We start from the raw sequence: 26644 nt of genomic DNA, 5'->3' as shown, positions 1-26644 counted from the left end.
AAAAAGATGCGGTGTTACGGAATTTTCCGTAAAGTGCGGTAGTCTGATTGAGCAGAGAGATATTCTTCAGGAGAGAAGCCATGAAGTGGCAACAACGTGTTCGTGTGGCAACTGGCCTAAGTTGCTGGCAGATAATGTTGCATTTACTGGTCGTGGCCGTACTGGTGATGGGCTGGATGAGCGGTACGCTGGTGCGTGTCGGCTTAGGTTTATGCGTCCTGTATGGCGTAACTGTGTTGTCGATGCTGTTTTTACAGCGACATCACGAAGCGCGCTGGCGCGAGGTGGGTGATGTGCTCGAAGAGCTCACCACCACCTGGTATTTTGGTGCAGCAATGATCGTTTTATGGCTGTTATCACGAGTCTTGCAAAACAACTACCTGCTGGCCCTTGCGGGGCTGGTGATCCTTGCAGGGCCTGCGGTTGTATCATTACTGACCAAAGAGAAAAAGCTACGCAATGTTTCGTCTAAACATCGCGTACGCCACTGAACCTGTCGTGGCCGCTATGACCAGTAGCGGCCACAAACTTCCCCAGACAATATCCAGACTCGCATCCTTCAGATAAATTTGCTTCGTGATATCCGTAAAGTGACGGATTGGGTTAATCCACGTCAGATCCTGTAACCACACCGGCATGTTCTCTACCGGAGAGACATACCCCGACAGCAAAATAGCGGGTATCATAAAGACGAATACGCCGATAAACGCCTGCTGTTGTGTAGAGCAGAGCGCTGAAATCAGCAGACCAAATCCCACCAGTGACAAGCCATAAACCAGCATGGTGAAATAAAACAGTGCCAGCGATCCGGCAAACGGAATTTGATAAGCCCAGATCCCCACGCCCAGTACAATCGATGCCTGGAAGGTCGCCACAATCAGCGCCGGAACGGCTTTGCCAACGAATATTTGCCAGGTTGCCAGAGGGGAAACCAGAAGCTGATCCAGCGTACCTTGCTCGCGTTCACGGGCCACAGAGAGTGACGTTACGATCATCACGCCGATGGTGGTGATCATGGCGATCAGCGACGGCACGACAAACCATTTGTAATCCAGATTGGGGTTATACCAGTTACGCACCACCAGTTTGCTGTTGTTGGGTTTGGTTTTTCCCTGAAGTAACTCCTGCTGGTAGTCCTTCACGACCTGTTGCAGATAGTTTGCAGCGATCTGGGCGCTGTTCGAGTTACGTCCATCCAGGATCAACTGCATCGGCGCGGTCTGAAACGTATCCAGGTTGCGGGAAAAATCAGCCGGAAAACGTACCAGCAGTAACGCTTTTTGCGTATCAATCGTGGGTTGGATCTCCTGCGGGCTTTTAAGTAACAGGATATGCGTAAAGGCTTTTGCACGTGCAAACCGTTGCGTCAGCTCGACAGAGTGCTTGCCGCTGTCTTCGTTGTAGATCGCAATTGTGGCATTGGTGACTTCAAGTGTCGCGGCAAACGGGAACAGAAAAACCTGAATAAGCACAGGCAAAACCAAAATTGCGCGAGTCTGCGGCTCGCGCAGCAGGGATTGCAGCTCTTTGCGTATCAATGTCCATAAACGGTGAAACATGTTCGCTCCTTAATCCAGCCGCCGTTTGGTTTTTATCCACGTCAGGCCGATAAACATCACCGCTGACGCCATCAAAAACAGAATGTTGATCACCAGCACCACCGGGATATTGCCGGCCAGGAACAGGCTTTGCAGCGTACTCACGAAGTAGCGCGCAGGAATGATATAGGTCACCGCGCGGATCACCGCAGGCATACTGTCTATCTGGAAAATAAAACCCGACAGCATAATTGAGGGTAAAAAAGCGGCGTTAAGCGCGACCTGCGCCGCGTTGAACTGATTACGGGTCACGGTGGAGATCAGCAGCCCCATGCCCAATGTGCTGAGTAAAAACAGACTGGTGATAAAAAATAGCAGGACCAGCGAGCCGCGGTACGGTACGCCGAGGATAAACACCGAGACCAGCATACAGAGCAGCATGGCCAGCATGCCGAGGAAGTAATAGGGGATCAGTTTACAGAGCAAGAGCTCGACACGCGTGACTTCCGTGGAGAGCAGGGCTTCCATCGTGCCGCGTTCCCACTCGCGGGCGATCACCAGTGAGGTCAGAATCGCCCCAATCACCGTCATGATGATGGTGACCGCTCCGGGAATGATAAAATGCTGGCTGATAGCGGCAGGGTTAAACCAGTAGCGGGTTTGTACGTCGATGAGTGGTTCAAACTCTTCACCTCTGTCCTCTGCCCGCTGCATTTGCCACAACTGCCAGATGCCTTCTACGTAGCCCTGAACAAAGTTGGCCGTGTTCGGCTCGCTACCATCGGTAATCACCTGGACAGGCGCGTCAGTATTGGCGCGTGCCATGTTGGCGTCGAAATCCACGGGAATAACCACCAGACCGCGAATCCGCCCGGCCTGCATTTTCTGAATCAACGCCTGGCGATTGTCGCTGATGGTGGCGTCAATGTAAGGCGAGCCGGTCATGGCGTGAGTAAAGCTCAGGGCCTCTTCGCTATGCTGCTCCAGCAAAATACCGACCCGCAGCTTGCTGGAGTCGAGATTAATCCCATAACCAAAAATGAACAGCAGCAACAGCGGGATCACCACGGCTATCAGCCAGCTACTGGGATCGCGCACGATCTGGCGCGTCTCTTTGATGCATAACGCGCGGACTCTGCGCCACGAAATAGCGTTAATGCTCATTGGCGTGCTCCTTATCCCAGTCATGGATCAGCGTAATAAACGCTTGCTCCATTGTCGGGTCCGGCTGTGTTTCATCAGCCGCCTGACTTTTAAGATCGTCCGGCGTGCCGTGGGCGATAAGCTTACCGCGGTAGACCAGCCCGATACGGTCGCAATACTCCGCCTCATCCATAAAGTGAGTCGTGACCATCACGGTTACACCTTTTTCCACCATGCTGTTGATGTGCAGCCAAAATTCGCGACGGGTGAGGGGGTCAACGCCTGACGTGGGTTCGTCAAGAAACAAAATATCGGGTTCGTGCATCAGGGAACAGGCCAGCGCAAGACGCTGCTTAAAGCCGAGTGGCAGGTCGTCCGTGGCATGGGAGGCAATGGTGGTCAGGCCAAATGCATCGCTCATGCGGGATATTTTCTCGCTTTGTGCCCGCCCGCGCAGGCCATAGACACCGGAGAAGAACCGTAAATTCTGCTCCACGGTGAGGTTGCCGTATAACGAGAATTTTTGCGCCATGTAGCCCAGGTGTTGACGTGCTTTACCTGAGCTGACCTTAAGGTCCATATCCAGCACCAGTGCTTTACCCGCTGTCGGAACCAGCAATCCACACATCATCTTGAAGGTGGTCGATTTACCCGCGCCATTAGGCCCCAGCAGGCCGAAAATCTCTCCGCGTTTGACGGCAAAATTGACGTTATCCGTGGCGGCAAAATCCCCAAATTTCTTGGTGAGGGATTTGGCTTCAATCACCGTTTCGCCCGGTGTACCTTCCACGGTATGCAGGATAGCGCCTAACGGTGACTCCGATGTCCCTGCACCGCCCAACAGGTCGATAAATGCATCTTCAAAGCGCGGTGCTGTCTCTTCAATCTCAATTTCCGGCATGCCTTGCGCGCCGCGAATATCGTCCGCTGTGGCCGCTTTTTTGAGGATAATGCGAACAGAACGTCCCTGAATCATACCGTCGCTGACGTGAGGTAATTTCAGCACCCGCTGAAGCAGCTTGCGGTTTGACTCCTGCTGGCTGTGCAGCAAAAAGCTTCGTCCGGCCATGCTTTGCGTCAGTTTCGTTGGTTCACCCTGATAAAGCAGTTCACCTTCATTCATCAGCAACACATCACGACACTGCTCTGCCTCATCAAGATAAGAGGTACTCCAGAGAATGAGCATTCCATCACCCGCCAGTTCATGCACCATTTGCCATAGCTCGCGACGTGAAATGGGATCGACGCCGACGCCGGGTTCATCCAGCAGTAAGACTTTCGGCTCACCGAACAGCGTGCAGGCCAGCCCCAGTTTCTGTTTCATCCCGCCAGAGAGTTTCCCGGCCAGTCGGTCGGTAAACGGCCCCAGCGAGGTAAATTCCAGCAAACGGGCAAAGGTTTTCTGCCGCGTTTCACCGGTGACACTGCGCAGGTCAGCGTACAGATTCAGGTTTTCCATCACCGTCAGATCTTCATACAGGCCAAACTTCTGTGGCATGTAACCCATCATGGCGTGCAAGGCGCTGTCGTCTTTGATCGGATCGAGGCCGAGTACGCTGGCACGGCCTTCATCGGGCTTCAGCAAGCCTGCCAGCATACGCATCAGTGTGGTTTTACCTGCGCCATCAGGGCCAACCAGCCCGGTCACATAGCCTTTTTGCAACGTACAGTTGAGCGGGGCAACGGCGGGTTTGTTCATTCCTGCAAAACGCTTGACCAACCCCTCTAGCTGGATAACCGCATCATTCATGTTTTCCCCCGTCACTGAATTTCACGGTGACAGGCATACCCTGACGGAGTGCATCGTCAGCATCGGTCACAATAATACGCAGACGGTAGACCAGGTCAGTACGCAGATCCGGTGTTTCAACGGTTTTCGGGGTGAACTCGGCAGTTGGTGAAACAAAACCCACTTTGCCGTGATAAGGCTTATCTGGTCGGCCATCGGTATACAGCAACAGCTCGCGCCCCGGCTGTACCTGGTCGAGATTCGGTTCATCAATATAGGCACGTACCCATACCGGACGCGTCAGGGAGAGGGTTAAGACGGTACTTCCCGCGCTTAACATGCTGCCTGGTTCTACGGCCCGGGTCATCAGCGTGCCATCGGATGGGGCGACCAGTGTGGTGTCGTGCAGATCCAGCTCGGCCTGAGCGAGTTGCGCCTGAGCCTGTTCAAGGCTGGCTTTGGCCTGGGCAATATCCTGCGGGCGATTACCCGTATGGTACTGGCTCAATTTATCCTGCGCAGATTTCAGCGTAGCCTGTGCCTGGTCACGTGATGAGCGGGCATTTTCAAGGTCGTTAGCAGAAACCGTGCGGCTTTTCCACAACCCCTGCTGACGGTTATAGAAGTTCTGCGCATAGTCGAAGGCGGCCTGCGCTTGTTTGACTGCGGCTGCCGCCTGAGCGATCTCTTCGTCACGATAGCCCGCCAGCATCAGGTCATACTGCGCCTGTGCAACTGAAACCCCGGCTTTGGCCTGCATTAATGCATTTTCATACGGCGCTTTATCCAGCATACCCAGGGTCTGTCCGGTTTTAATGGCGTCCCCTTCATCAACGGTGAGTGATGCCAGACGTCCGCCCACGCGGAAGCTCATGTTCACCGTTCGGATATCGACGTTACCATACAGCGTAAGGGCGCGATCTTGTTGGCTTTGATACCACAGCCAGCCACCAACGCCCGCAACAAGCAGAACAGCAACCGCCAGGATAATGGCGACAGGTTTTTTCATGACTTCAGGCTCCTTAGTGTTAAACCTTGCAGGATCAGATCGAGGTGACAGGTGATGACCTGACTAATCTGCGCAGCTTTATCCTCATCAAATTGTGTCCAGCCAGTGCGTAATAAAATGGTTTCCCGGCCCAGACGGAAAGCGAGTATCTCGCCCAGTAGTGCGTGAGTATGCAAAATGGTTTCGGTATCGTTCGCCTCGCGCCCGGTATAGGCCGCGATGAGTTTCGTCAGGTGGCCATGCATGGGGGCGATGACCTGGTCATGAACGAGTTGGTAGGCGGCAGAAGGCGAGAGTTGCTCGCGTGAGATAAACTTACTCAGGTTCAGCGTATCGTCGTGCGTAAGAAGCCGAATCATATTATGGCAGGCATTGAGGATCAGCTGACGGATTGCGCCACGATCCGGTGATGGCTGGCTGAACAGCGTGGTTGCCTCTTCAACGTGCGGGCGAAAATTTGTACCAATAAAATCGGCAATCCACTGCGCACAGGCGAGGTACAAATCTTCTTTTGAGCCAAAATAGTAGGTGATCGCGGCGATGTTTTGCCCGGCCTGGGCGGCAATATCGCGTGTCGTGGCATGCAATCCATACTCGCCAAACTGCGCCAGCGCGGCGGCGATGAGCTGGCTTTTGGCTTGCTCGCCTTTTGTTGTCGTTGGGGTCGTATTCATGGTGGCACTAAAAATTAATCAATCGATTGATTAAGATTATGACTGTTTTTCCAGCTTGTCCAGTCGAATACAATTTGAGCGGCGGCGGGGAAATATTTCGCAGATGAATCTCAGAGGGATATTTTATGCGCCACGTCACAAAAGCTGCTACACTCCGCTGCTTCGCGACATTGTGGTTTTTGTCCTCTCATATTCGTTATATCTCCCTGAAAACTACACCTGTGATGGTCGGGGCGGTTCGGAGTTTTTATGTCTTTTGATTCCCTTGGCCTGAACCCGGAAATTCTGCGTGCTGTTGCAGAGCAGGGCTACCTTGAGCCAACCCCAATTCAGCAACAGGCGATCCCTGCTGTGCTGGAAGGGCGCGATCTGATGGCCAGTGCGCAGACCGGCACAGGCAAAACAGCGGGCTTTACGCTGCCGCTGCTACAGCTTCTGGTACAAAACCAGCCCCATGCGAAAGGCCGTCGTCCAGTACGTGCTCTGATCCTCACGCCAACGCGTGAACTGGCGGCACAGATTGGTGAGAACGTGCGTGAGTACAGCCGCTATCTCAACATCCGTTCGCTGGTGGTCTTTGGTGGTGTCAGCATTAATCCGCAGATGATGAAACTGCGCGGCGGTGTGGACGTGCTGGTGGCAACACCGGGCCGTCTGCTCGATCTGGAACATCAGAACGCTGTTAAGCTTGATGGCATTGAAATTCTGGTGCTGGATGAAGCTGACCGTATGCTGGATATGGGCTTTATCCACGATATCCGCCGTGTACTGGCTAAACTGCCGGCACGTCGTCAGAACCTGCTGTTCTCCGCGACCTTCTCTGATGAGATCAAAGCGCTTGCGGAAAAGCTGCTGCACAACCCGCTGGAAATCGAAGTGGCGCGTCGCAACACGGCGTCTGAGCAGGTCACCCAGCATGTCCACTTTGTGGACAAAAAACGCAAGCGGGAACTGCTCTCCCAGATGATCGGCCAGGGCAACTGGCAGCAAGTGCTGGTCTTTACCCGCACCAAGCACGGTGCTAACCACCTTGCGGAACAGCTGAATAAAGACGGTATTCGCAGTGCAGCGATCCATGGCAATAAGAGCCAGGGGGCGCGTACACGTGCGTTGGCTGATTTTAAATCCGGCGATATTCGTGTGCTGGTGGCAACGGATATCGCTGCTCGCGGGCTGGATATTGAAGAGTTGCCGCACGTAGTGAACTACGAGCTGCCAAACGTTCCGGAAGACTATGTCCACCGCATTGGCCGTACTGGCCGTGCTGCGGCAACGGGTGAAGCGCTCTCTCTGGTCTGTGTCGATGAACACAAGCTTCTGCGGGATATCGAACGCCTGCTGAAGAAAGAGATCCCACGCATCGCCGTTGAAGGTTATGAGGTCGACCCGTCTATCCAGGCTGAGCCGATTCAGAATGGCCGTCAGTCACGGGGTGGCGGTGGTGGTCGTGGACAGGGTGGCGGTGGCCGCGGTCAACAGCAGCCACGTCGCACTGAAGGCGGTGCGCCTAAAGCGTCAGGGAAGCCTCCGCGTCGTACGGGTGATGCCAAACCTGCGGGTGAAAATCCGTGGCGCAGCGGTGAAGCGAAACCTGCCGGTGAAGGGCAACGTCGACGTCGCCCACGCAAGCCTGCAAGCGCACAGTAATCAGGAAGCCCGGCCGTAAAGCCGGGCTTTTTTTTTGCGACAAGGAACAGAAAGTGCCACAATAGTGGCTGTTTATACAGTATTTCAGGTTTCCCGATGGCTTTAACCGCTGCGCTAAAAGCGCAAATTGCCGCCTGGTATAAGGCGCTGCAACAGCAGATCCCCGACTTTATCCCCCGAGCGCCGCAGCGTCAGATGATCGCTGATGTGGCAAAAACGCTTGCCGGGGATGATGGCCGGCATCTGGCAATTGAAGCGCCGACAGGCGTTGGGAAAACCCTTTCGTATCTGATCCCCGGTATCGCCATCGCCCGTGAAGAGCAGAAAACGCTGGTGGTCAGTACCGCCAACGTGGCCCTACAGGATCAAATCTACAGCAAAGATTTGCCGTTATTGCGAAAACTCATTCCTGACCTGCGCTTTACCGCGGCCTTTGGGCGTGGGCGCTACGTATGTCCCCGCAATCTCGCGGCGCTCTCCAGCAGTGAACCCACACAACAGGATCTGCTGGCATTTCTGGATGATGACTTAACACCGAATAACAAAGCCGAGCAGGATCTTTGCGCGAAGCTGAAAACCGATCTCGACAGCTACAAATGGGATGGCCTGCGTGACCATACGGACAAGGCCATCAGCGATGAGTTATGGCGCAGGCTCAGCACCGATAAAGCGAGTTGTCTGAACCGTAACTGCCATTACTATCGCGAGTGTCCCTTCTTTGTTGCGCGGCGTGAAATTCAGGAGGCGGAAGTGGTTGTCGCCAACCATGCGCTGGTGATGGCGGCGCTGGAAAGTGAGTCTGTCCTGCCGGAGCCAAAACACTTACTGCTGGTGCTGGATGAAGGACATCATTTGCCGGATGTCGCGCGTGATGCGCTGGAAATGAGTGCCGAGATCACCGCGCCGTGGTTTCGACTGCAACTGGATCTGTTTTGCAAACTGGTGGCGACCTGCATGGATCAATTTCGCCCCAAAACCACACCGCCGCTGGCGAATCCTGAACGGCTGAGTGAGCATTGTGAAGAGGTATACAGCCTCATCACATCCCTGAACAACATCCTGAACCTTTATCTTCCCGCGACGCAGGAGGCCGAACACCGTTTTGCGATGGGGGAACTTCCGGATGAGGTTATGGAGATTTGCCAGCAACTGGCGAAGCATCTCGAAAAATTGCGCGGGCTGGCCGATCTCTTCTTAAGCGATCTGAGTGAGAAAACAGGCTCGCATGATGTGGTGCGCTTGCATCGTATCTTGTTACAGATGAACCGCGCGCTGGGCATGTTTGAGTCTCAGAGTAAGCTGTGGCGACTGGCGTCGATGGCGCAGGCATCTGGTGCGCCAGTGACCAAATGGGCGACCCGTGAAACGAAAGACGGGCAGATGCATCTCTTTTTCCACTGTGTCGGTATTCGTGTGAGCGACCAACTGGAAAAGCTGATCTGGCGTCGCGTGCCGCATGTGGTGGTGACATCGGCCACGTTGCGTTCATTGAACAGCTTTTCCCGTTTGCAGGAAATGAGCGGATTAAAAGAGAAGGCGGGCGATCGGTTTGTCTCTCTCGACTCACCGTTTAACCATTGCGAGCAGGGTAAGCTGGTGATCCCGCGCATGACGTATGAGCCACTTATGGAAAACGAAGAGCGACACATTGCTGAGATGGCGGCGTACTTCCGTGAACAACTGGAAAGCAAAAAATACCCCGGCATGCTGGTGCTGTTTGCCAGCCAGCGCGCAATGCAGCTGTTTTTAACCTTTGTGACCGACCTGCGTTTGCTGCTGTTGGTTCAGGGCGATCAGCCGCGCTATCGGCTGGTAGAACTGCACCGCCAGCGTATTGATAACGGAGAACGCAGCGTGCTGGTGGGGCTGCAATCTTTTGCCGAAGGTCTGGATCTGAAAGGGGATTACCTGACTCAGGTACATATCCATAAAATCGCGTTTCCGCCTATCGACAGCCCGGTGGTGATCACCGAAGGCGAATGGCTGAAAAGTCTCAATCGTTACCCGTTTGAAGTGCAAAGCCTGCCCGCCGCGTCGTTTAATTTAATTCAGCAAGTCGGGCGCTTGATCCGTAGCCACGGTTGTTGGGGGGAGATTGTTATCTATGATAAACGCCTTCTGACCAAAAACTACGGTCAGCGGTTGCTGAATGCGCTGCCTGTGTTCCCGATCGAACAACCTGATGTTCCTGCGGTAAAAAAACGCCCGGTAAACATGCTTGCCGGGCGTAAAAAAAACGTCCGTGCGAAGGGGCGTGGTCCTACTGGTAAATAAACGTCACTTGTACCACGCTGTTGAACGTCCCTGCCGTAACGGGCAGGGACGTGGCGTAGTAACGTGCCGCCAGAGGGAAATCTGCCGTGTGATCACTCTGATTGACGAGTACGCTGAAACTTGCCTGGGGGGCAATCGTAATCCGATCCTGGCGATCGGCTAGCTCCAGTGCCAGACCGCCGGCAGAGCCAGTATTGGCAAATTTGGTGGGGTGAACGCTATCCGCCTGTCCTCTGAAGGTCGCCGTGGCGAGCGTGGTCGTGGGCGGGCATTTCGAAAGTGTCAGTTCAACGTTCTTCCATTCTCCGGTGTCCCCCACGTCCCTGAAATCGCTCGATGCCGCCTGCCCTAAATCAACGGTCATATTCTGGCTAGTGCTATCTACCGAGCAGGTATTTGCCAGGATATTGCCTTGCATGTTGAGCAGGATTGCATCTGCATGTGCCTGACCCATCAGCATGAGCAGAAGTAAAATATAATTCCTCATTTGTACCCCAGTGTGATGGTGGCAATGCTGTTGGCTGTGCCTGGCGTGACATCTGGCGAGATTTGTTCATTCGCCAGCGTCTGATTTGCTTGCGCCTCGGCAGCCGTGTCCCTGTAGGTTCCAAACTCCGGGGCCTCACCGTCAAACAGCATGCGAATTCCTACCCCGGTTGCGACACCGCTTTCCGGCGTCAGTTTAATCACGCCGGCAAAGCTGCTTTCATAGCCATTGGCGCTGGTTATCATGACCTGAGGCTGGACGGTATCTGTACACGTCACGTTGACGTCGAAAAGATTCTCGCGCGTTAACGTGCCTGTTCCTGTGAAATCACTCACCGGAAAGTCGCCCAAAACGATAGTGAGATTTTTGGGTGAAACTGAGCAGGTCACTTCGTTGAAATTAATGTTCCCGGCGTACGAGATATTATTGGGATTACCTATCCCCTCATGACCAAACACACCAATACCAAACCGGGTTTGCGCCTGTACCAGCGTGCCGGATGTGACATCGCTGTTGGTCTTCACCAGCTCCAGTGTGACATCAAAGCTGAACGATAACTGACCGTCATCAGAAACATAGCCTATGGGATAATTGCGTGAGTCACACTGTGTACCACCGGCCCCGCTGATGCGCTGCCCCTTATCATTTTTCAGCGCAACGCCAATGCCGGGTACACCGGAATCATAAACTCCCCTGAGTCCAGAGACTTCTGAACCTGTTCCGTAGTAACAGGAGACGATCTCCAGGCCGCTGTCTCCACTCTGATCACAATTTCCAGCCACATGCACGGTTTGTTCTGAGCCGGGTATGGTGGCGCCAATGGGCAGTGTACTGGAGACGGAAACCGAGGCCACGTTAATCATCGCGGGCATATTCGGGCTGGTACAGGTCGCTTTTGCATGTGGCATAAACAGTGCAGTAACGGCCAGAACAAGAAAGAAAAAACATGGTTTTGCTATCTGCATAATGTTGAACCTGAAGGGTGAATCAATGGCACTGCGCAGCAGTGTTAATGATGTTGGTTTTATCGGTCTCATCCGCCAGGGCGTAACGTACCGTGCAGTGTTCATCGGCTTCCTGGCCCCAGGAGACGGTCAGCTGACCACGTTGCGCCAGGCCGGAGAGATAGGTCTGCCCATCATTACCCACGATGAATTCACTGTCTTTATCATCGGTGGTGACCGTTGCGCCAAAAGGCAGTGGTTTGCCGTTTCGCGTGAGCGTCATTAAGGCACGTCGTCCTGTTCGGGTGTTAAAGCTGGCGCGGACCACTGCACCACGGGTTGGCGTAACGACCTGTGCCGCATGGGTGATATCGGCGTCATCGGGCAGGGTTTCGGTATCCAGTGAGAGGGTGTTGTGCCGGTACGCAGTGACGAAGGGAACGACAGTGTACCCACGAAAATCCGTTTCCACGCCGGTCTGGTTAGTGATATGCGTTCCGTGTGTCCCCGGTGCTTTGACCAGTGCAATGGTTTCGCCCAGTGGCTGGCTGAGTGTGATGCCATTAGCGTGAGCAACCACGCCCCCCTGGAGGCCGAGGTTTACTGACTGCTGATAGCTGTCCTGGCTGAGTCCACCGCTGACTTCACCGTATGTGGATTTATAATCAGCATTCATGCTGGTTGAATGGCTGCTCCCCGTGGTACTGAGCCCTTCCTGAACATTCCAGTTCAGATTGTCATCCTCTAGTGCAGTACCGTTGAGCCCGATATTTTGCGTTGTCCCGTCCTGGTTGTTGTTCAGGTTGTAGGTTGCCCAGGTGTTATGCATCCAGTGATCCAGCGGAACAGAAACGCTCAGGGCAAACAGATTGTCGTTACTGACGGCGTTGCCGTCCTCATCACTGTCATTGGTATTCTTATTCATGCTGTAGCTCAGGCTGTAGCTGATACTGTGCCAGCTATTGTTGTAGCTCACACTCATGGAGGTCATATTCTGGCTTTGACTCCAGTAGCGTTCTTTAACCAGGCTGAGTGTGAAAGAGCCCCAACCTTCACCGAGCGTCTGGTCGATAGTGGCTTCGGTGCGCACACGGCGTTGCTGCGGGGCTGACCAGTCGCTGGAGTGGGTGTAAGACTCCATGGTGTCTTCGAGTGTGTAAAAACCTTTGCTGTTATAGCGATAGCCTGCCAGCGAGAAATTCGTCCCTGTTTGCGCAAAATCTTTGCTGTAGCGCGCACGCCAGGACTGACCTTTGCTGGCTTTTTGTTTTTTGAGCTGTGCTTTTGCCCGGGTCACATCAATCGAAAAAGCCCCAAGGCTGCCGATGTTTTTTCCTGTTCCGATCGCGTACGACTGGTAATGGGGGCTTTGCTGCATACCGCCATAAGCAGTAAGACCATAGGGTAAGCCATAGATCGCACTCCCCTGAGCAAAGGGCGTTTTTTCGACATCACTGTCGTAAGAGCGGTAGTGTCCTGCTGTTACGCTGTACTTAAGGTGTTTTTCGCGTTGCAGGACCGGAACGGAAGCATAGGGAACGGTAAAATGGCGCTCGCTTCCGTCAGTCTCTTTAACCGTGACCTGAAGATCGCCGCTGCTACCCGTAGGATAAAGATCGTTAATCTCAAATGCCCCAGGTGCGACCGTATTCTGGTAAATGACGTAACCATTCTGACGGACAACAACCAGCGCATTGCTGTGCGCTGTGCCACGGATAATAGGGGCATATCCTTTTTCGCTGTCTGGCAGCATATCGCTGTCGGAATGAAGCTCTACGCCAGTATAAGGAACGCTATCGAAGACGTCGGCAGGGGAACTGCTTTGCCCGACCGTCAGGCTACTTTTCATGGCGATAATATCGCGCTGGGCATAGGTATAAACGGAAGAGAATTTATGCTGCTCAGTATGGCCTGTTGTGCTGCGATTCCAGGTGGAATAATTGCGTAAGCGCCATGCACCTATATTCAGGCCCGGACGCAGGTTCACATACTGGCTACTGGTATCTTCCGTCCCTTGCTGGCGAGCGTGGTTCTGGCTGGCTGTTGCACTGTAGTTGAGCAAACCAGCAGTGATCCCTTCATCATATTCTTTCGCATCAATGTAGCCGCGAGGAACCTGGCCCAGAGCGGACTGTGGAATACTCAATAATAGCTGCTGGTTTCTGACGCGAAAGGTGGCCGATGCTGCAGGTATAACGCTTAAATCTGCACATTTCCCAGCCGATATGATCTGGGGGAATTTTTGCGTTTTAATGCCCAGGCTTTTTAAATTATCAAGACTAAAGCAGGGCTGGAGTGAATTATGACCGTGTGAATTCTGTTGTAACCTGAAGGTCACGTCACGGGTGTCAATTTTATTATTATTAATAAAAATAGTGACCTGATATGTCCCTGGTGCTTGCCCTGGTCCCGTTTCATAAATGCTAAGATCGGTTTTACTCTGCTGCGGGTTATCAACATCCAGTAATGCCGGGTTAAAATAATCATCAGCCCATACATGTTGCGCAAAAACCGCGATGACAAGGCCACATAATATAGCCAGAAAAGCGGGTAATGAGCAGGTGAAGGGCTTTTTATTACTGTACATGATGATATAAAACGCCTGCGCATCGCTTTTTTAATGAATGGATTTGGACCAGGTATGGCTGATGCTGCCGTAGTCAGTAATAATTGACCAAATAACGGTTTTGCCACTGATGCTGGCAGGCAATGCAAAATGGGTTTCGGTTTCAGGTTCGGCCCAGGTCGCTTTATCCACTTTTTTGCCGTTTAACTGCACTGTCTGGAAATTCATGTAGAAAGGTGTAGGGTTATGAACAATCAGTTCATTACCTTCGCGATGCCATTCCAGTTTATCTGCCACCTCTTCTGGTTTTCCTTTTACTGTTGAAGGGCGATATAACAACTTAATGCGCGTATTAACGGCGATTTGTAACGTATTTGAGCCTTCGGTATGCAGTGAAGACGGAATGGCTTTGATATTTAACCAGAACAATGATTCACGATCTTCGGGTAAATTCCCACCCGTGCGCACAACACGCAAAACGTTATCTTCTTTACCGTCTAAGCGAAAGAGAGGCGGCGTAATCAGAAAGGGGGCTTTGGCCTGATTTTTTCCGCCAGCATCTACCCATGATTGCACCAGGTAGTCTGTTGTATCTGGGTTTGAAAGCCCGATAGAGGATTCTTTTTTTCCGCCCTGATAAACCAGACGAGTACCATTAATAATGACACCAGCGTGGGCTGTTGCTGCAATCAGAAAAAGAGCACTGAATAAATAACGATGGCGCATAGTGATGTCTCAACACAGAGAAGAGAGAGTCGCCATGATGAGATGGCGACTCTCTCCGGGTGAATATGATCAGTTATAGATGACAGTAAACGTTGATACGGAATTAGCAGGGCCAGCCGTTATTGTCGATTTTGTTTGAATATAGCGAGCACCAAATGTCAGATCGTTTACCGTAGTTCCTGACGTTAACGGGTACTGGCTGGAAGGGGTATACAAACTGACGGGTTGGTCCGCAGAGTCGAGCAACTGAATAGCCACACCTGTTGCTGCACCTGCATCGGGTGTTAATGCGAGTGTTGTATTATTGTCAGTATCTGGCGTACCACCAAAATTAATTGCAGCAGATGTCACGGTTTCCGGGCAGTCTTTTAATTGAATATCAAACTTAGTTAATGTGCTGGTGGAGCCTGCACCGGTAAACACAGTTTTGGATACCTTTCCTAATTCAACATTCAATGGACTACTCAAACCATTTACGACCTGGCAAGCGGAATCGATAATCTCTCCGGTGAAGTTAATCTGGCCTTCACCATTTGTTGCTGCAAATGCGGATGCGGAGCATCCTATTGCGGCAGCGATAAATATACTTAACGCAACCTTATTCATAGTTAATCCTGTTGTTTTCCTTTCACTTAAGATTTTTCGCGATAACCGCAAATAACACACCACTCTTTTCCGTTTGTTATTTAATCAGAATTATCATCGGCAGAAACCTGTAGGGTGATGTACTAATAATTAAATAAAGACTTGTAAAAATTTTCTTTTTTCAAAACAGGGAATTGTAGATGTGGTCATTGAGAAGGTGAGGGTACACAAAAAACTATCGGCGGCGGCTTCTTCAGGGCTATATTGTTAACAAGATGTCGCAAGGAGAAATGTCGTGGATTATCGCAAAATTATCAAAGAGGTAGGGCGCGGGAAAAACCACGCGCGTGATCTTGACCATGAAACTGCACGCACGCTGTATACCCATATGCTGAATGGCGATGTACCAGAGCTGGAGATGGGCGGGATCCTGATTGCGCTGCGCATTAAAGGTGAAGGCGAAGCGGAGATGCGCGGGTTTTATGATGCCATGCAGGCGCAAACACTGCGCTTAACGCCGCCAGTGGCAAAGCCGATGCCGATTGTGATTCCAACTTACAATGGGGCGCGAAAACAGGCGAACCTGACGCCGCTGCTGGCCATTCTGTTGCATAAAATCGGATTTCCGGTTGTGGTGCATGGCGTAAGTGAAGATCCAACACGTGTCCTCACGGAAACAATTTTTGAGTTACTGGGTATCATGCCAACGTACCATGCGGGTCAGGCTCAGGCCAAACTGGATGGACATCAACCCGTCTATATTCCGGTCAGCGCGTTATGCCCGCCGCTTGAAAAACAACTGGATATGCGCTGGCGCATGGGGGTGCGAAACAGTGCTCATACGCTGGCAAAACTGGCGACACCTTTTGCTGAAGATGCTGCACTCCGCCTTTCCAGCGTTTCGCATCCTGAGTATGTCACCCGCGTGGCAAACTTCTTTGACAGTACGGGGGGCAGGGCGTTGCTGATGCATGGGACAGAAGGTGAGGTCTATGCCAACCCGCAACGATGTCCGCAACTCATGCTGATTGATTCGACTGGAACACGCGCCTTACTGGAACGTGGTGAAGAGAATATGAATGTGGCATTGCCGCTGGCAAAAGATCCACAAACAACTGCGCACTGGATTGAACAATGCCTTGCCGGAAGCCAGCCTGTTGCACATTCGATCAAACTTCAGATGGCTTGCTGCCTGGTGGCAACCGGTGAGGCTGATACGGTGGAAGCCGGGTTGCGCCGTGTGGAGCAGTCATTTTAGGCAAAAAAAAGCCCGTCCAGTGGCGGACGGGCAAGCAAGGGTAACAACAACAGGGTCAATGAGGGTTGGAGCATCTCGCCAGAGGGTATAGCGAGGGTGGAGCAGAATGTCGTTCGGTTATTTGTAGATAACCGCAGTACCGCTAAGTTTGTTGTTGGTGTTAGCGGAAGTGATGGTGTAGCCGCTAGCACCTGCAGCGGATGCTTTCTCTGCCAGTTTAGCTTCCAGGCCATCCAGCGTGGTTGCGCCTTCTGCGCTCACAACACCGATTTTATTGAGAGTCTGAGCCTGAGCATTAGTCACAGGTTCTGCAGCGAATGCGCCGAAAGACAGAGCAGACAGGGCAACAGCAGCAACAGCATATTTGATGGTTTTCATAGTTAATCTCTCGCAGGTTATTCTGTTAATGGGACGATGTTCCGTCGATGTGATAAGTATCACGTTTTTTTGCGAGAGATAAAATCGAAGAGAATTGACGTCGTTGCTCAAAAAAATTGAATGACAAATAAGTTATTGAATATTAATAAATTCAGGATATCGATTTACACTTCTTGTCGCTGCGCTTTACAGAGCCGTTGAGAAGGGCACATTTTGCTACGCGACTGGTATAAAATCGTGAGCGTAAAGGAAACCGCTTGCGCGGTTAACTTAGGTAAAGGAAAGTCAACGTAGCTGGCTATCTTTAGATCCTCTGCGATTATATCCTGCATGTGTTTTATTTTTTGAATCTTTATTCTGCTGGCATGCAATGCATAACCTGACACCAGGAATGGCTTTACGTCGTGCCTCGGGAATGGGCTCTCCACATTCTTCGCACTCATGCAAACTTTCACCGTGTGGTAATTCGCCACGCGCACGCGCAACAGCATCTTCAATCGTACTGTTGATCTGTTCATTTACAGCGTCGTCATTGACCCAACCTGATGCCATTTTGTGCTCCTGAAAGACGTTTCGATCTCATAACAAGGATATGGGGTTAAAAATTGTACAGTCAAGGTGGGGGAAAAAAAGAGAACTGCATCTGGTGAACAGATGCAGCGAGGTGACGGGGAAGAAGGGGGTTATTTGTAAATGGTTGCCGTGCCGTACATGTGGTTATCGCCGCTAGCGGAATTCACCACGAATCCTTTTGCGCCTTCCTGACGTGCTTTTTCAGCCAGTTTGGCCTGCAAATCGTCAAGGTTGCTCGCGCCACTGGCCGAGATAGTGCCAGCAGCGCGTAGCTGACTGGTATCGGTGTTATCTGTCAGTGACTGAACTGACCAGGCAGAAAATGACGCTGTGGCCAGTGCACCAGCGATGACAACAAGGGTCAGGTATTTCTTCATAATCACATCCTCATCGGGGAACAACGGGTGATTCCTTCTTAGTTTAGAAGCTGTGGGAGTGTGATTTGGCGCAAATATTTGATGATGATCTGCTTATTTTTTGAACGATATATACTTACAAAATATTGACAAATCATAGACATACAGGTTGTTGATTTTCGGTGGATTATTGCAGATGAAAGAGAGTTATTTACCGTAACAGCAGCAGAGGGTATCTTACGCCGCTGTTAAAAGGAGAATGCCATGACTGCCCAAAAGCCGGGATTGCACCCGCGTAACCGCCACCGTAGCCGCTACGACATGAATGCGTTGTGCGAAAGCTATCCTCAATTACAGGATTACATCGTACAGACGCCTGCTGGTGAGCCGTCGGTTAACTTTGCTGACCCGCTGGCGGTCAAAGCACTCAATAAAGCCCTGCTGGCCCATTTTTACGGTGTTGCGCACTGGGACATTCCCGAGGGCTTTCTGTGCCCGCCAGTGCCAGGGCGCGCTGACTACGTACACCATCTCGCCGATTTGCTGGCGGAAGATCATGCCGGTGTTATCCCACAGCAGGCGACCATCCTGGATATTGGGACCGGCGCGAACCTGATTTATCCTTTGATTGGCGTCCATGAGTACGGCTGGCGCTTCACCGGTAGTGAAATTGGGGCTGAGGCATTCTCCAGTGCACAGGCTATCATCAACGGTAATGCCGGATTGACGCGCGCGATCCGCCTGCGCAGACAAAAAGAGGCATCGGCGATTTTCACTGGCATCATTCATAAAAATGAATTCTATGACGCCACTCTGTGTAACCCACCGTTCCATGACTCAGCGGCAGCCGCGTGTGCAGGTAGCGAGCGCAAACGTCGTAATCTGGGTCAGGCGCAAGATGCCGCTCTGAACTTTGGTGGTCAGCAGCAAGAGCTGTGGTGCGAAGGTGGCGAAGTAGCGTTTATTGAGAAGATGATTGCTGAAAGTAAACAGTTTGGTCGTCAGGTTAAATGGTTCACCACGCTGGTGTCTCGTGGAGATAACCTGCCACCACTTTACCGCGCCTTAACCGAAGTCGGAGCAGTGAAGGTGGTGAAAAAAGAGATGGCGCAAGGGCAGAAACAGAGCCGCTTTATCGCCTGGTCATTCATGGATGATGCAAAACGCCGCAAACCGCTGTAACCGATAATCGGCCGGGCAGTGTTGCCCGGTCGCCTATATTGTCGGCTCTTGTGGCGGGAGCGGAGCGACAGGTGAAGGTAATACCTGGTACGTTTGCACAGGCATGCGTATCTGTGCCAGGTCAAAATGCTTTTTCACCATACTGTCGAGCGCAAACCGTACCGTCCATTGTTTAAGCGGTTGCGTGGTGAACGACACCCGCAAGGTAAAGGCGGTGTTGGTCAGCCCGACGATACCAGCGAATGACGGCTCACCAATCACCAGGCCGCGAATCTCTTCCATTTCCATTAACTCTTCTACCGCCGCCTTCAGGGCCTGCTTCGCTTTATCAGCGTCTTCATGTCGATCCACATCGTAATTCGCCACCACGGAGCCAATGCCACGTACAAAATTGGCAAAAGTGGTAATCGATGACCACGGAATGATGTGATACGCCCCGGTATCCTGCCGTACCCCGACAGAGCGGATGGACATCCGTTCCACTGTGCCGGTTAATGGCCCAATGGTGACCAGATCCCCTGTATTCATTCCGTTTTCAAACTGGATAAAAATACCGGTGATAATGTCTTTGACCAGGGTTTGTGAACCAAACGAGATTGCCAGCCCAAGTGCACCAGCCCCTGCCAGCAGAGGGGCGATATTCACCCCGATTTCGGATAACACAATCATGATCGTAATGGTGCTGATGATGACCGCCAACGCATTGCGAAACAGCGTCAGGAGTGTGCGTGCCCGCGCACTGGGAAGTGGCCTGCCATGGATATCCGATACCAGTCGGTTTTCTATCAGGCTTGCCAACACAGTCCAGCCGATGGCGGAGAAGAACAGGATCAGTGCGATACGAATCAGGATATCGACAGTCTTTTCACCTGCACCGTTATGCAGCCAGTTCCAGAAATCAAACAGTCCCCATGCATTCAGAAGCAGCATGACAGCGATACAAACGGTGAGAATACGGGCCACTTTCAGCGATACGGACACCCAGCCGTTGACCCGTTTTTGCAGTTCAGGATAGTTACGCTGAACCTGAGCTGACAGGGTAATGGTTTTTGAAATCCAGCGAGACAACAGACCAGAAATGAACGCTGCGATGCCAATAATAGCCAGGCTTTTAAACGTCGCCCCCATCATGAATTTCAGGCTATTGCCCGGATCAAACAGGGAGAAGAAGCACAGAACGATAAAGTAAGCGCTCGCCAGCCAGTGCCACACCAGCGCAAACGCGCGAATGAAAAGGCTAAAGAAGGAGAGTGAACGGTCGGCCAAATGTAGCAAGCTCTGGGTGATGGCCCTTTTATTATGAAAGATGAGGTACAGCGACCAGACGGTGATGCAAAGCATGATCAGAACATTGGCCAGCGCGCCAAACTGGACATTCACCTGGTTGGAGGTGATGGGGACGGCGACCAACAACCCATAGCCAATTAATCCACTTAATACGCTCAGGCGAACGGCCCAGTATTTAGCGCTTTCATCCTGGATGGCGAAGGGGCGTAGCTCTGGCACGCGCGGGCAAAAAATTAACCGCAGCAGCGCTTTGAAAAACTCAATCAGGGCAAAAGCATTCAGGAACAGCGCCTGCTGAAAGGCGATGGTTTTACTGCCCGCGTTAAGGCTGTCGCTGGCGATCTGCCCGACAAACAGAGTGAGTGCCAGCAGCAGTAAATCAATGATGAATGCCCCGGCAATCATGAGCGGTAAATGAAACCAGCTACTTCTCTCGCGATTTTTCTTGCGTCCCCACAGGCCCATTTTGCGATAAAGCGGCCATGCACACAGGCGTGCTAACCAGTAAAAGGCAAATACGATCGCGGCGAGCATCAAAAAATGGCTTACCGCAGTCATAAAGGTTTGCGAGTTAAAGGGCTTGTGGGGAGAGCCAATCAGGTTGCGGTAGAGTTGGGCGAATCGGGAGGAGAGGGCATCACCATAGTGACGGCTGACATCGGTAACATTCTCCAGAACCGTTTTTTGTTCTTGTACGAGAGGCGGCGTAATAACAGGAACGGGTTCCTGTGGCGGTGTGGCTGCGACTTTACGCAACTGTCCAATTAACTCCTGACGGGAGGTATCATTTTCCAGAACGTCTGCCAGCGCGCTATAGGCGGCTTTTTTTTGCTCAACATTTGGTTCCGGAGCCGGTGTGGTTTGCTGCGTAGCCGCAGTTCCGCTGGTGACGCCGGGGATCGTAACGGCGAGCGTAGAGGAGCAAAACAGGCTCAGTAACAGCAACAGGATCCACGGCACGGCGTCCTCCGGTAAAAATGTTGAGCAAAATGATAAGTATAGAGCTCAGGACGCGAAGGGAGATTTTTGGGAACAATCTGGCAAAAAAAAACCGGGTTGCGCTCAACGCTGACCCGGCTTTGTTTTTGCGAATTTCTCAGGAGACGTGCTGCAGGAACTCCTGCAAACGCTGGCTCGGCGGATTGGCGATCAGTGCCTGAGGGTCGCCATCTTCAGCGATGCGGCCTTTATCAATGAAAATCAGGCGAGAAGCCACTTTCTCAGCAAAGCCGATTTCGTGGGTGACGATGACCATTGTCATCCCTTCTTCCGCCAGATCCTGCATGACTTTCAGCACCTCGTGGCGCAACTCGGGATCGAGTGCTGAGGTTGGTTCATCAAACAGCATCATTTTAGGTTTGACTGCGAGCGCACGGGCGATTGCCACACGTTGCTGTTGACCACCTGAAAGCTCTGAAGGGTAGTGATGCGCACGTTCTGCCAGACCGACTTTTGCCAGCAGATCTTTCGCCAGTGCTTCCGCCGCTGCTTTACTTGCGCCACGTACGCGCAGTGGCCCAAACATCACGTTTTCCAGCGCCGTGAGGTGCGGGAACAGATAAAACTGCTGGAACACCATGCCAGCTTCCTGACGAATCAGACGGTCATCAACTTTCGGGTCGTTCACTTTCAGGCCATCGACAATCAGATCGCCACTGGTGATCTCTTCCAGCTTGTTGATGCAGCGCAGCAGGGTAGATTTACCGGATCCGGATGGCCCGATAATAACCACGACTTCACCTTGCTTAATGTCTAAATCGATATTGTGCAGCACCTGGGTTGGTCCAAAGTGCTTGGAAACGTTTTTAAATTCAATCACAGGATTTTCATCCTTCTTTCAAGACGACGCAGAATAAAGCTCAGAACCAGAGTGATAATCAGGTAGACAACGGCTACCGCACTCCAGATTTCCAGTGCACGGAAGTTGCCTGCAATGATCTCCTGGCCCTGACGGGTCAGCTCAGCAACACCGATAACGATAAACAGCGACGTATCTTTAATACTGATGATCCATTGGTTACCCAGCGGCGGCAGCATACGGCGCAGCGCCAACGGCAGAATAACGTGGCGAATAGTTTCGCGGCGGGAAAGACCCAATGCCAGGCCTGCCTCACTGAAACCTTTATGAATCGACAACACTGCACCACGCGTGATTTCCGCAATGTATGCACCCGAGTTGATCATAATAGTGACAACGGCTGCACTGAACGGATCGATGCGCAGGTCGTTAAAGGCCATAGGCAGGGCAAAGTAAATGAACATAACCTGGACGACAATCGGCGTTCCGCGGATCACTTCAATGAAGACCAGTGCGATGTGGTTTGCAATCCAGCCACCGTAGGTGCGAGCGAAACCAGCCACGAGGCCGATAATCAACCCGCCAACCAGACCGAGGACCGAAATCCACAGGGTCATTTTGGCGCCTTCAAGCAAGATAGGAATGGCAGGCCAGATGGCGCTCCAGTCAAACTGCATGATAATTTCCTGTTACTGTTACCGTGGTTCAAAAATAGCAGGGGCGAAAGGTCGCCCCTGAGTGTTCTTCTTTTTTTTAAGAATAGTTATTTAGGTTCTGTACCGAACCATTTTTTGTAAATTTCGTTGTACGTGCCATTCTCTTTCAGGGTTTTCAGCGCGCCGTTCACTTTGGTACGCAGGTCGTCGCTGCCTTTCGGGAAAGCGATTCCGTACTGCTGGGCTTCCAGAGACTCACCCACCGCTTTGAACTTGCCGTTGCCTGCTGTTTTGATGAAGTACAGGATGTTTGGCGTATCGTGCAGAACCGCGTCAGCACGGTTAGTGCCGAGTTCCATATAGGCATTATCGATGTTCGGGAACTGACGTAGGTCTTTGGTTTTGATATTTGCTTTTGCGTAATCAACGGAACCCGTACCGCTCTTCACAGCAACCACTTTACCATCGAGATCTTTAACGCTTTTCACGTCGTTGTTGTCAGCTTTCACCATCACCAGCAGGCCGCTTTTGTAGTAGCCGTCAGAGAAGTCGATCGCTTTTTTACGTTCGTCGGTAATGGTGATACCCGCGAGTGCCAGGTCAACGTTTTTGGTTTGCAGTGCCGGAATGATGCCGCTGAAGTCCATTGGCTTCAGGGTGTAGTCCAGTTTGAGTTCTTTTGCGATAGCCGCCCACAGATCCACGTCAAAACCAACGTACTTGTCGCCCTGCTTGAATTCAAACGGAACGAACGCAGTGTCAGTTGCCACAACAAGTTTGTCGGCAGCCTGAGAAGACACCGCAAAAGCCAGGGTAAGTGCAGCCAGTGAAACTTTTAATACAGACTTCATAGCATTTCCTTTTATATCCACGGGGCGATCCCCTGCGAGAACGATTGGTATCATGAAAAAATCGTGCCAACTTTACAACCTGTTGTTTTGCAAAGGGGATGGTGTCACATATTGCACAATAAATGTGGCAAAGATGCTGAATTGCACCAATGTGAAGCACCATTTTGGTGCATTGCATTTAGGGCAGGTAGCAGGGGGCTATTTAGCGCATGTTCTGGCGAAAAAACAATCTTCCGTTAACGATTGTGTGAGGTGATTATTACATTTCATTCACTTTTGCAGCGAGGGGGAGAAAAATATGCACCATAAATGTGCAAAGCCCCCGCCAGAGGGCGAGGGTTTGATAGTAAATTCGTATGGATTACTCAATGTTAGATTCGATAAACCACAGGAATTTGTCCAGGTCGCGAGAAGCTGCTGTAAAGATATCAGCCGTGTCTTCATCCTTCGCTTCACTCACCGCCTTGCGAACGTCGTTAGCGACGATGGCATAGCGATCCGCCAGCTCTTTCAGGTGATCCTGTACGGTATGGATGTCCAGCGGGTAGCTTTTCAGCGGGGTTTTGCTATTGATCACCTGCGTTGTACCGAGCGCAACGCCCCCGAGTTGTACCGCACGTTCTGCCATGGTATCGAGGTGGTCGGTGAGCGCGGTACGGAAGCCATCCAGCATTTCATGTACAGCGATAAAGTTTGCACCACGCATGTTCCAGTGGGCCTGTTTGGTGATCAGTGACAGGTCAATGAACTGGACAACCTGGCGATTCAGCAACTCGATCGTCGCTTTTTTATCGCTATCTGATACATCGTTACGGGTATAAAGCAGATTAGACGCTTTCGTTTTTACCAATTTAGCGGTACTCATAATCTCATATCCTCTTGATGTTAGTGTCCCAGGTAATTAACGAAAATGAGTATAGCACCAGACTTGAGGTATGTGGTTTTGGTGCTGCCTATCAGTTTAATAGTAAGAAGTGAGTTGAAGTGTTTATTTAAATAAAAACAATAATTTAGTTAATTTTTATTAACGTGTGGAACATTTTGTTTATGCTGCGTGAACGTGCGGTTTTTATTTTAAAATAATAACAGAAGTGTTAGTAAATAATACGTGATCTCATTATGGCCTCTATTCTGCATGGCAAATTTGCCATGCAGAATCATGCGCATCAATTTATATCTATTTTTTCAACTTTACTTTCGCGCCGCAGAGTGAGCGTCGACCCCATCGATGCGGCGATAATCGAACAGAGTGCCAGCGTCTGAGTGAATGTCAGGGTTTCACCCAGAAAGACCATACCTGAGATAGCCGCCAGTGCAGGTTCCATGCTCATTAGCGTACCAAAAATACGTGTGGGCAGGCGGGTCAGGGCAATCATCTCCAGAGAATAGGGAAGTGCTGTTGACAGAATGGCGACAGCTATTCCGATCGGCATGACTGACCATTGCCAGATAGATGCTGTAGCCTGCGCCATTCCGAGTGGCACAAAAATAATGGCAGCAATTAATGAACCCAGCGCCACTGTTGCCGGGCCGTGTTCTTCTCCGGCTCGCTGACCTGAGAGGATATAGATGGCCCAGCACGCCCCAGCACCCAACGCGAGTGCAGCGCCGGTCAGGTCAATTTGCGAGACATCCTGACCCAGTGGCAGCAGGAACCATAATCCCAGAACGGCCAGAACCACCCAGATAAAGTCCACCGGACGACGAGACGAAAAAAGAGCAACGGCCAACGGGCCGGTGAATTCAAGCGCAACGGCGATCCCAAGCGGTATGGTCTGTATCGAGAGGTAGAACATATAGTTCATCGCTCCCAATGACAGCCCGTAGAAAAGCAGAGGCAAACGCTGCTCTTTCTTAAAGCGGAGCCGCCACGGTTTAAAGATGACCACGAGTATCAGTGTACCAAGGGCAATACGCAGCGCTGTGACGCCCGGAGCTCCAACAAGCGGAAAGAGTGATTTCGCAAGCGATGCGCCGCTCTGGATGGACAACATGGCGATGAGTATTACAGCGATCGGCAACCAGACCGATGCTTTGCGGGGTAACCCTGGCATCCTTTCTCCTGTCAATTTATGTCAAATAAAGTAAAAGCCGCAGTGTAATAGAAATATGCTGCAACGGTTGAGACTACGTTGAAAAAAAAACGTGTGAAATCCGTAAAATGGTTAAGCGTTGATGGATTTATCAGCTGTCAGATTAGGAATAATCTGGATGAATGTAGCGACAAGGGCGCGCAGTATTAGCGTTTTGAAGTGGGAATTCTATGTTATTTGAAGGAGATAGCTTCTTCTGGAAATGTTCTGTTACAGGAAAGGCTCCTTTAGACATTACGAATCACAAAGAGTTTCACAAGAATTTTTGATATATTTAAAACTTACGGATTTACTTGAAGCACATTTGAGGTGGTTATGAAAAAAATTGCATGTCTTTCAGCACTGGCCGCTGTTCTGGCTGTTTCCGCAGGTACTGCTGTAGCTGCTACTTCTACCGTTACCGGTGGTTACGCTCAGAGCGATATGCAGGGCGTGATGAACAAAGCTAACGGTTTCAACCTGAAATACCGCTACGAGCAGGACAACAGCCCGCTGGGTGTGATCGGTTCCTTTACCTACACTGAAAAAGACCGTTTCGACGACAGCGCTTACAATAAAAGCCAGTACTACGGTATCACCGCAGGTCCAGCTTACCGTCTGAACGACTGGGCAAGCATCTACGGTGTTGTTGGTGTGGGTTACGGTAAATTCCAGCAGACTGAAAACGAATCTGCTAACCGCACTGCAAGCACCAGCGACTACGGCTTCTCCTACGGCGCAGGCCTGCAGTTCAACCCAATTGAAAACGTTGCTCTGGACTTCTCCTATGAGCAGAGCCGTATCCGCAACGTTGACGTTGGCACCTGGATCGCGGGTGTAGGTTACCGCTTCTAATCACTCCGGTGAGCCAGTAAAAAATCCGCCCAATGTGGCGGATTTTTTTATGTCTG

The 26644-nt window shown here is 51.5% G+C and carries 25 protein-coding genes; 6 read left to right on the top strand and 19 right to left on the bottom strand.

What is annotated here, in order from left to right; all coding sequences use genetic code 11:
• The first annotated feature begins 80 nt into the window (after positions 1–80).
• A complete protein-coding gene (locus GF617_RS12555) occupies positions 81–491 on the top strand; it encodes a YbhQ family protein (RefSeq protein ID WP_181622751.1) in 411 nt (136 codons plus the stop codon).
• On the opposite strand, the gene GF617_RS12550 is transcribed toward GF617_RS12555, so the two are convergent.
• Genes GF617_RS12550 through cecR form a run of 5 tightly spaced genes read right to left on the bottom strand, consistent with a single transcriptional unit; the run spans position 453 to position 6093 of the window.
• Positions 453–1559 carry an ABC transporter permease gene (locus tag GF617_RS12550; RefSeq protein ID WP_203451789.1) on the bottom strand — a complete coding sequence of 369 codons (1107 nt, stop codon included), beginning with the start codon at positions 1557–1559 and terminating at the stop codon, positions 453–455. The two genes, GF617_RS12555 and GF617_RS12550, sit on opposite strands and share 39 nt — an antisense overlap.
• 9 nt (positions 1560–1568) lie before the next feature.
• On the bottom strand, positions 1569–2702 hold the full coding sequence (locus tag GF617_RS12545) for an ABC transporter permease (RefSeq protein ID WP_181622753.1): 1134 nt from the start codon (positions 2700–2702) through the stop codon (positions 1569–1571).
• Complete coding sequence (locus GF617_RS12540) at positions 2692–4431, bottom strand: ATP-binding cassette domain-containing protein (RefSeq protein WP_203451788.1); 1740 nt, start codon at positions 4429–4431, stop codon at positions 2692–2694. Before GF617_RS12540 ends, GF617_RS12545 begins: the two co-directional genes overlap by 11 nt.
• Positions 4424–5419, bottom strand: a complete 996-nt coding sequence (hlyD, locus tag GF617_RS12535; protein WP_203451787.1) for a secretion protein HlyD — start codon at positions 5417–5419, stop codon at positions 4424–4426. Before hlyD ends, GF617_RS12540 begins: the two co-directional genes overlap by 8 nt.
• Positions 5416–6093 carry a transcriptional regulator CecR gene (gene cecR, locus GF617_RS12530; RefSeq protein ID WP_181622756.1) on the bottom strand — a complete coding sequence of 226 codons (678 nt, stop codon included), beginning with the start codon at positions 6091–6093 and terminating at the stop codon, positions 5416–5418. Before cecR ends, hlyD begins: the two co-directional genes overlap by 4 nt.
• Before the next feature lie 249 nt (positions 6094–6342).
• Between cecR and rhlE the strand changes: the two genes are divergently transcribed.
• Together rhlE and dinG are read left to right on the top strand one after the other, a co-directional pair.
• Positions 6343–7740, top strand: a complete 1398-nt coding sequence (gene rhlE, locus GF617_RS12525) for an ATP-dependent RNA helicase RhlE (protein ID WP_181622757.1) — start codon at positions 6343–6345, stop codon at positions 7738–7740.
• 96 nt (positions 7741–7836) lie between these two features.
• Positions 7837–10014, top strand: coding sequence for an ATP-dependent DNA helicase DinG (gene dinG / locus GF617_RS12520; RefSeq protein WP_203451786.1), 2178 nt, complete (start codon positions 7837–7839; stop codon positions 10012–10014).
• Here dinG and GF617_RS12515 read toward each other — a convergent pair.
• From GF617_RS12515 to GF617_RS12495, 5 genes are all read right to left on the bottom strand, one after another.
• Complete coding sequence (locus tag GF617_RS12515; protein WP_203451785.1) at positions 10001–10501, bottom strand: fimbrial protein; 501 nt, start codon at positions 10499–10501, stop codon at positions 10001–10003. The two genes, dinG and GF617_RS12515, sit on opposite strands and share 14 nt — an antisense overlap.
• A complete protein-coding gene (locus GF617_RS12510) occupies positions 10498–11466 on the bottom strand; it encodes a fimbrial protein (protein WP_203451784.1) in 969 nt (322 codons plus the stop codon). Before GF617_RS12510 ends, GF617_RS12515 begins: the two co-directional genes overlap by 4 nt.
• Positions 11467–11488: 22 nt before the next feature.
• Positions 11489–14032, bottom strand: a complete 2544-nt coding sequence (locus GF617_RS12505) for a fimbria/pilus outer membrane usher protein (protein WP_203451783.1) — start codon at positions 14030–14032, stop codon at positions 11489–11491.
• 30 nt (positions 14033–14062) lie between these two features.
• On the bottom strand, positions 14063–14737 hold the full coding sequence (locus tag GF617_RS12500; RefSeq protein WP_203451782.1) for a molecular chaperone: 675 nt from the start codon (positions 14735–14737) through the stop codon (positions 14063–14065).
• 69 nt (positions 14738–14806) lie between these two features.
• Positions 14807–15343: a fimbrial protein gene (locus tag GF617_RS12495; RefSeq protein WP_203451781.1), complete on the bottom strand. Its 537-nt coding sequence runs from the start codon at positions 15341–15343 to the stop codon at positions 14807–14809.
• Between the two features lie 274 nt (positions 15344–15617).
• Here GF617_RS12495 and ybiB point away from each other — a divergent pair, with 274 nt between their 5' ends.
• Positions 15618–16580, top strand: a complete 963-nt coding sequence (gene ybiB, locus GF617_RS12490; RefSeq protein ID WP_203451780.1) for a DNA-binding protein YbiB — start codon at positions 15618–15620, stop codon at positions 16578–16580.
• A gap of 117 nt (positions 16581–16697) precedes the next feature.
• On the opposite strand, the gene ybiJ is transcribed toward ybiB, so the two are convergent.
• The 3 genes from ybiJ to mcbA form a co-directional block, all read right to left on the bottom strand.
• On the bottom strand, positions 16698–16958 hold the full coding sequence (gene ybiJ / locus GF617_RS12485) for a DUF1471 family protein YbiJ (protein WP_181622765.1): 261 nt from the start codon (positions 16956–16958) through the stop codon (positions 16698–16700).
• Between the two features lie 285 nt (positions 16959–17243).
• A complete protein-coding gene (locus GF617_RS12480; protein ID WP_203451779.1) occupies positions 17244–17510 on the bottom strand; it encodes a DksA/TraR family C4-type zinc finger protein in 267 nt (88 codons plus the stop codon).
• Positions 17511–17641: 131 nt separating this feature from the next.
• Positions 17642–17908, bottom strand: a complete 267-nt coding sequence (gene mcbA, locus GF617_RS12475; protein WP_203451778.1) for a DUF1471 family periplasmic protein McbA — start codon at positions 17906–17908, stop codon at positions 17642–17644.
• Between the two features lie 243 nt (positions 17909–18151).
• Between mcbA and rlmF the strand changes: the two genes are divergently transcribed.
• Positions 18152–19069, top strand: coding sequence for a 23S rRNA (adenine(1618)-N(6))-methyltransferase RlmF (rlmF, locus tag GF617_RS12470; protein WP_203451777.1), 918 nt, complete (start codon positions 18152–18154; stop codon positions 19067–19069).
• 33 nt (positions 19070–19102) lie between these two features.
• On the opposite strand, the gene ybiO is transcribed toward rlmF, so the two are convergent.
• From ybiO to rhtA, 6 genes are all read right to left on the bottom strand, one after another.
• Positions 19103–21316 (bottom strand): mechanosensitive channel protein, encoded by a 2214-nt coding sequence (ybiO, locus tag GF617_RS12465; protein WP_181622769.1) that lies wholly within the window; start codon positions 21314–21316, stop codon positions 19103–19105.
• A gap of 136 nt (positions 21317–21452) precedes the next feature.
• The gene (gene glnQ / locus GF617_RS12460; protein WP_181622770.1) at positions 21453–22175 is read right to left on the bottom strand and encodes a glutamine ABC transporter ATP-binding protein GlnQ; all 723 of its coding nucleotides are present in this window, start codon (positions 22173–22175) and stop codon (positions 21453–21455) included.
• Positions 22172–22831, bottom strand: coding sequence for a glutamine ABC transporter permease GlnP (gene glnP, locus GF617_RS12455; RefSeq protein WP_181622771.1), 660 nt, complete (start codon positions 22829–22831; stop codon positions 22172–22174). The genes glnQ and glnP overlap by 4 nt, the downstream gene beginning before the upstream one ends.
• Before the next feature lie 86 nt (positions 22832–22917).
• Positions 22918–23661 carry a glutamine ABC transporter substrate-binding protein GlnH gene (gene glnH / locus GF617_RS12450; RefSeq protein WP_013097464.1) on the bottom strand — a complete coding sequence of 248 codons (744 nt, stop codon included), beginning with the start codon at positions 23659–23661 and terminating at the stop codon, positions 22918–22920.
• A 361-nt stretch (positions 23662–24022) separates the two neighbouring features.
• Positions 24023–24526 carry a DNA starvation/stationary phase protection protein Dps gene (gene dps / locus GF617_RS12445; RefSeq protein WP_181622772.1) on the bottom strand — a complete coding sequence of 168 codons (504 nt, stop codon included), beginning with the start codon at positions 24524–24526 and terminating at the stop codon, positions 24023–24025.
• Positions 24527–24827: 301 nt separating this feature from the next.
• Positions 24828–25715 (bottom strand): threonine/homoserine exporter RhtA, encoded by an 888-nt coding sequence (rhtA, locus tag GF617_RS12440; protein WP_181622773.1) that lies wholly within the window; start codon positions 25713–25715, stop codon positions 24828–24830.
• 354 nt (positions 25716–26069) lie between these two features.
• On the opposite strand from rhtA, the gene ompX reads away from it, so the two are divergent.
• On the top strand, positions 26070–26588 hold the full coding sequence (ompX, locus tag GF617_RS12435) for an outer membrane protein OmpX (RefSeq protein ID WP_181622774.1): 519 nt from the start codon (positions 26070–26072) through the stop codon (positions 26586–26588).
• Positions 26589–26644: the final 56 nt, after the last annotated feature.

The organism is Lelliottia sp. RWM.1 (assembly GCF_016859735.1).
Classification (GTDB): Bacteria; Pseudomonadota; Gammaproteobacteria; order Enterobacterales; family Enterobacteriaceae; genus Enterobacter.
The sequence above is the reverse complement of the archived record's forward strand: the minus strand, read 5'-3'. Positions and strand labels throughout refer to the sequence as shown.

Coding starts and splice junctions, on each gene's coding strand:
- rhlE (WP_181622757.1), top strand. CDS start 6,343: ATGTCTTTTGATTCCCTTGGCCTGAACCCGGAAATTCTGCGTGCTGTT.
- GF617_RS12500 (WP_203451782.1), bottom strand. CDS start 14,737: ATGCGCCATCGTTATTTATTCAGTGCTCTTTTTCTGATTGCAGCAACA.
- GF617_RS12550 (WP_203451789.1), bottom strand. CDS start 1,559: ATGTTTCACCGTTTATGGACATTGATACGCAAAGAGCTGCAATCCCTG.
- GF617_RS12555 (WP_181622751.1), top strand. CDS start 81: ATGAAGTGGCAACAACGTGTTCGTGTGGCAACTGGCCTAAGTTGCTGG.
- GF617_RS12540 (WP_203451788.1), bottom strand. CDS start 4,431: ATGAATGATGCGGTTATCCAGCTAGAGGGGTTGGTCAAGCGTTTTGCA.
- glnH (WP_013097464.1), bottom strand. CDS start 23,661: ATGAAGTCTGTATTAAAAGTTTCACTGGCTGCACTTACCCTGGCTTTT.
- rlmF (WP_203451777.1), top strand. CDS start 18,152: ATGACTGCCCAAAAGCCGGGATTGCACCCGCGTAACCGCCACCGTAGC.
- GF617_RS12480 (WP_203451779.1), bottom strand. CDS start 17,510: ATGGCATCAGGTTGGGTCAATGACGACGCTGTAAATGAACAGATCAAC.
- cecR (WP_181622756.1), bottom strand. CDS start 6,093: ATGAATACGACCCCAACGACAACAAAAGGCGAGCAAGCCAAAAGCCAG.
- GF617_RS12510 (WP_203451784.1), bottom strand. CDS start 11,466: ATGCAGATAGCAAAACCATGTTTTTTCTTTCTTGTTCTGGCCGTTACT.
- mcbA (WP_203451778.1), bottom strand. CDS start 17,908: ATGAAGAAATACCTGACCCTTGTTGTCATCGCTGGTGCACTGGCCACA.
- dinG (WP_203451786.1), top strand. CDS start 7,837: ATGGCTTTAACCGCTGCGCTAAAAGCGCAAATTGCCGCCTGGTATAAG.
- GF617_RS12495 (WP_203451781.1), bottom strand. CDS start 15,343: ATGAATAAGGTTGCGTTAAGTATATTTATCGCTGCCGCAATAGGATGC.
- GF617_RS12515 (WP_203451785.1), bottom strand. CDS start 10,501: ATGAGGAATTATATTTTACTTCTGCTCATGCTGATGGGTCAGGCACAT.
- GF617_RS12545 (WP_181622753.1), bottom strand. CDS start 2,702: ATGAGCATTAACGCTATTTCGTGGCGCAGAGTCCGCGCGTTATGCATC.
- glnP (WP_181622771.1), bottom strand. CDS start 22,831: ATGCAGTTTGACTGGAGCGCCATCTGGCCTGCCATTCCTATCTTGCTT.
- ompX (WP_181622774.1), top strand. CDS start 26,070: ATGAAAAAAATTGCATGTCTTTCAGCACTGGCCGCTGTTCTGGCTGTT.
- rhtA (WP_181622773.1), bottom strand. CDS start 25,715: ATGCCAGGGTTACCCCGCAAAGCATCGGTCTGGTTGCCGATCGCTGTA.
- ybiJ (WP_181622765.1), bottom strand. CDS start 16,958: ATGAAAACCATCAAATATGCTGTTGCTGCTGTTGCCCTGTCTGCTCTG.
- GF617_RS12505 (WP_203451783.1), bottom strand. CDS start 14,032: ATGTACAGTAATAAAAAGCCCTTCACCTGCTCATTACCCGCTTTTCTG.
- dps (WP_181622772.1), bottom strand. CDS start 24,526: ATGAGTACCGCTAAATTGGTAAAAACGAAAGCGTCTAATCTGCTTTAT.
- hlyD (WP_203451787.1), bottom strand. CDS start 5,419: ATGAAAAAACCTGTCGCCATTATCCTGGCGGTTGCTGTTCTGCTTGTT.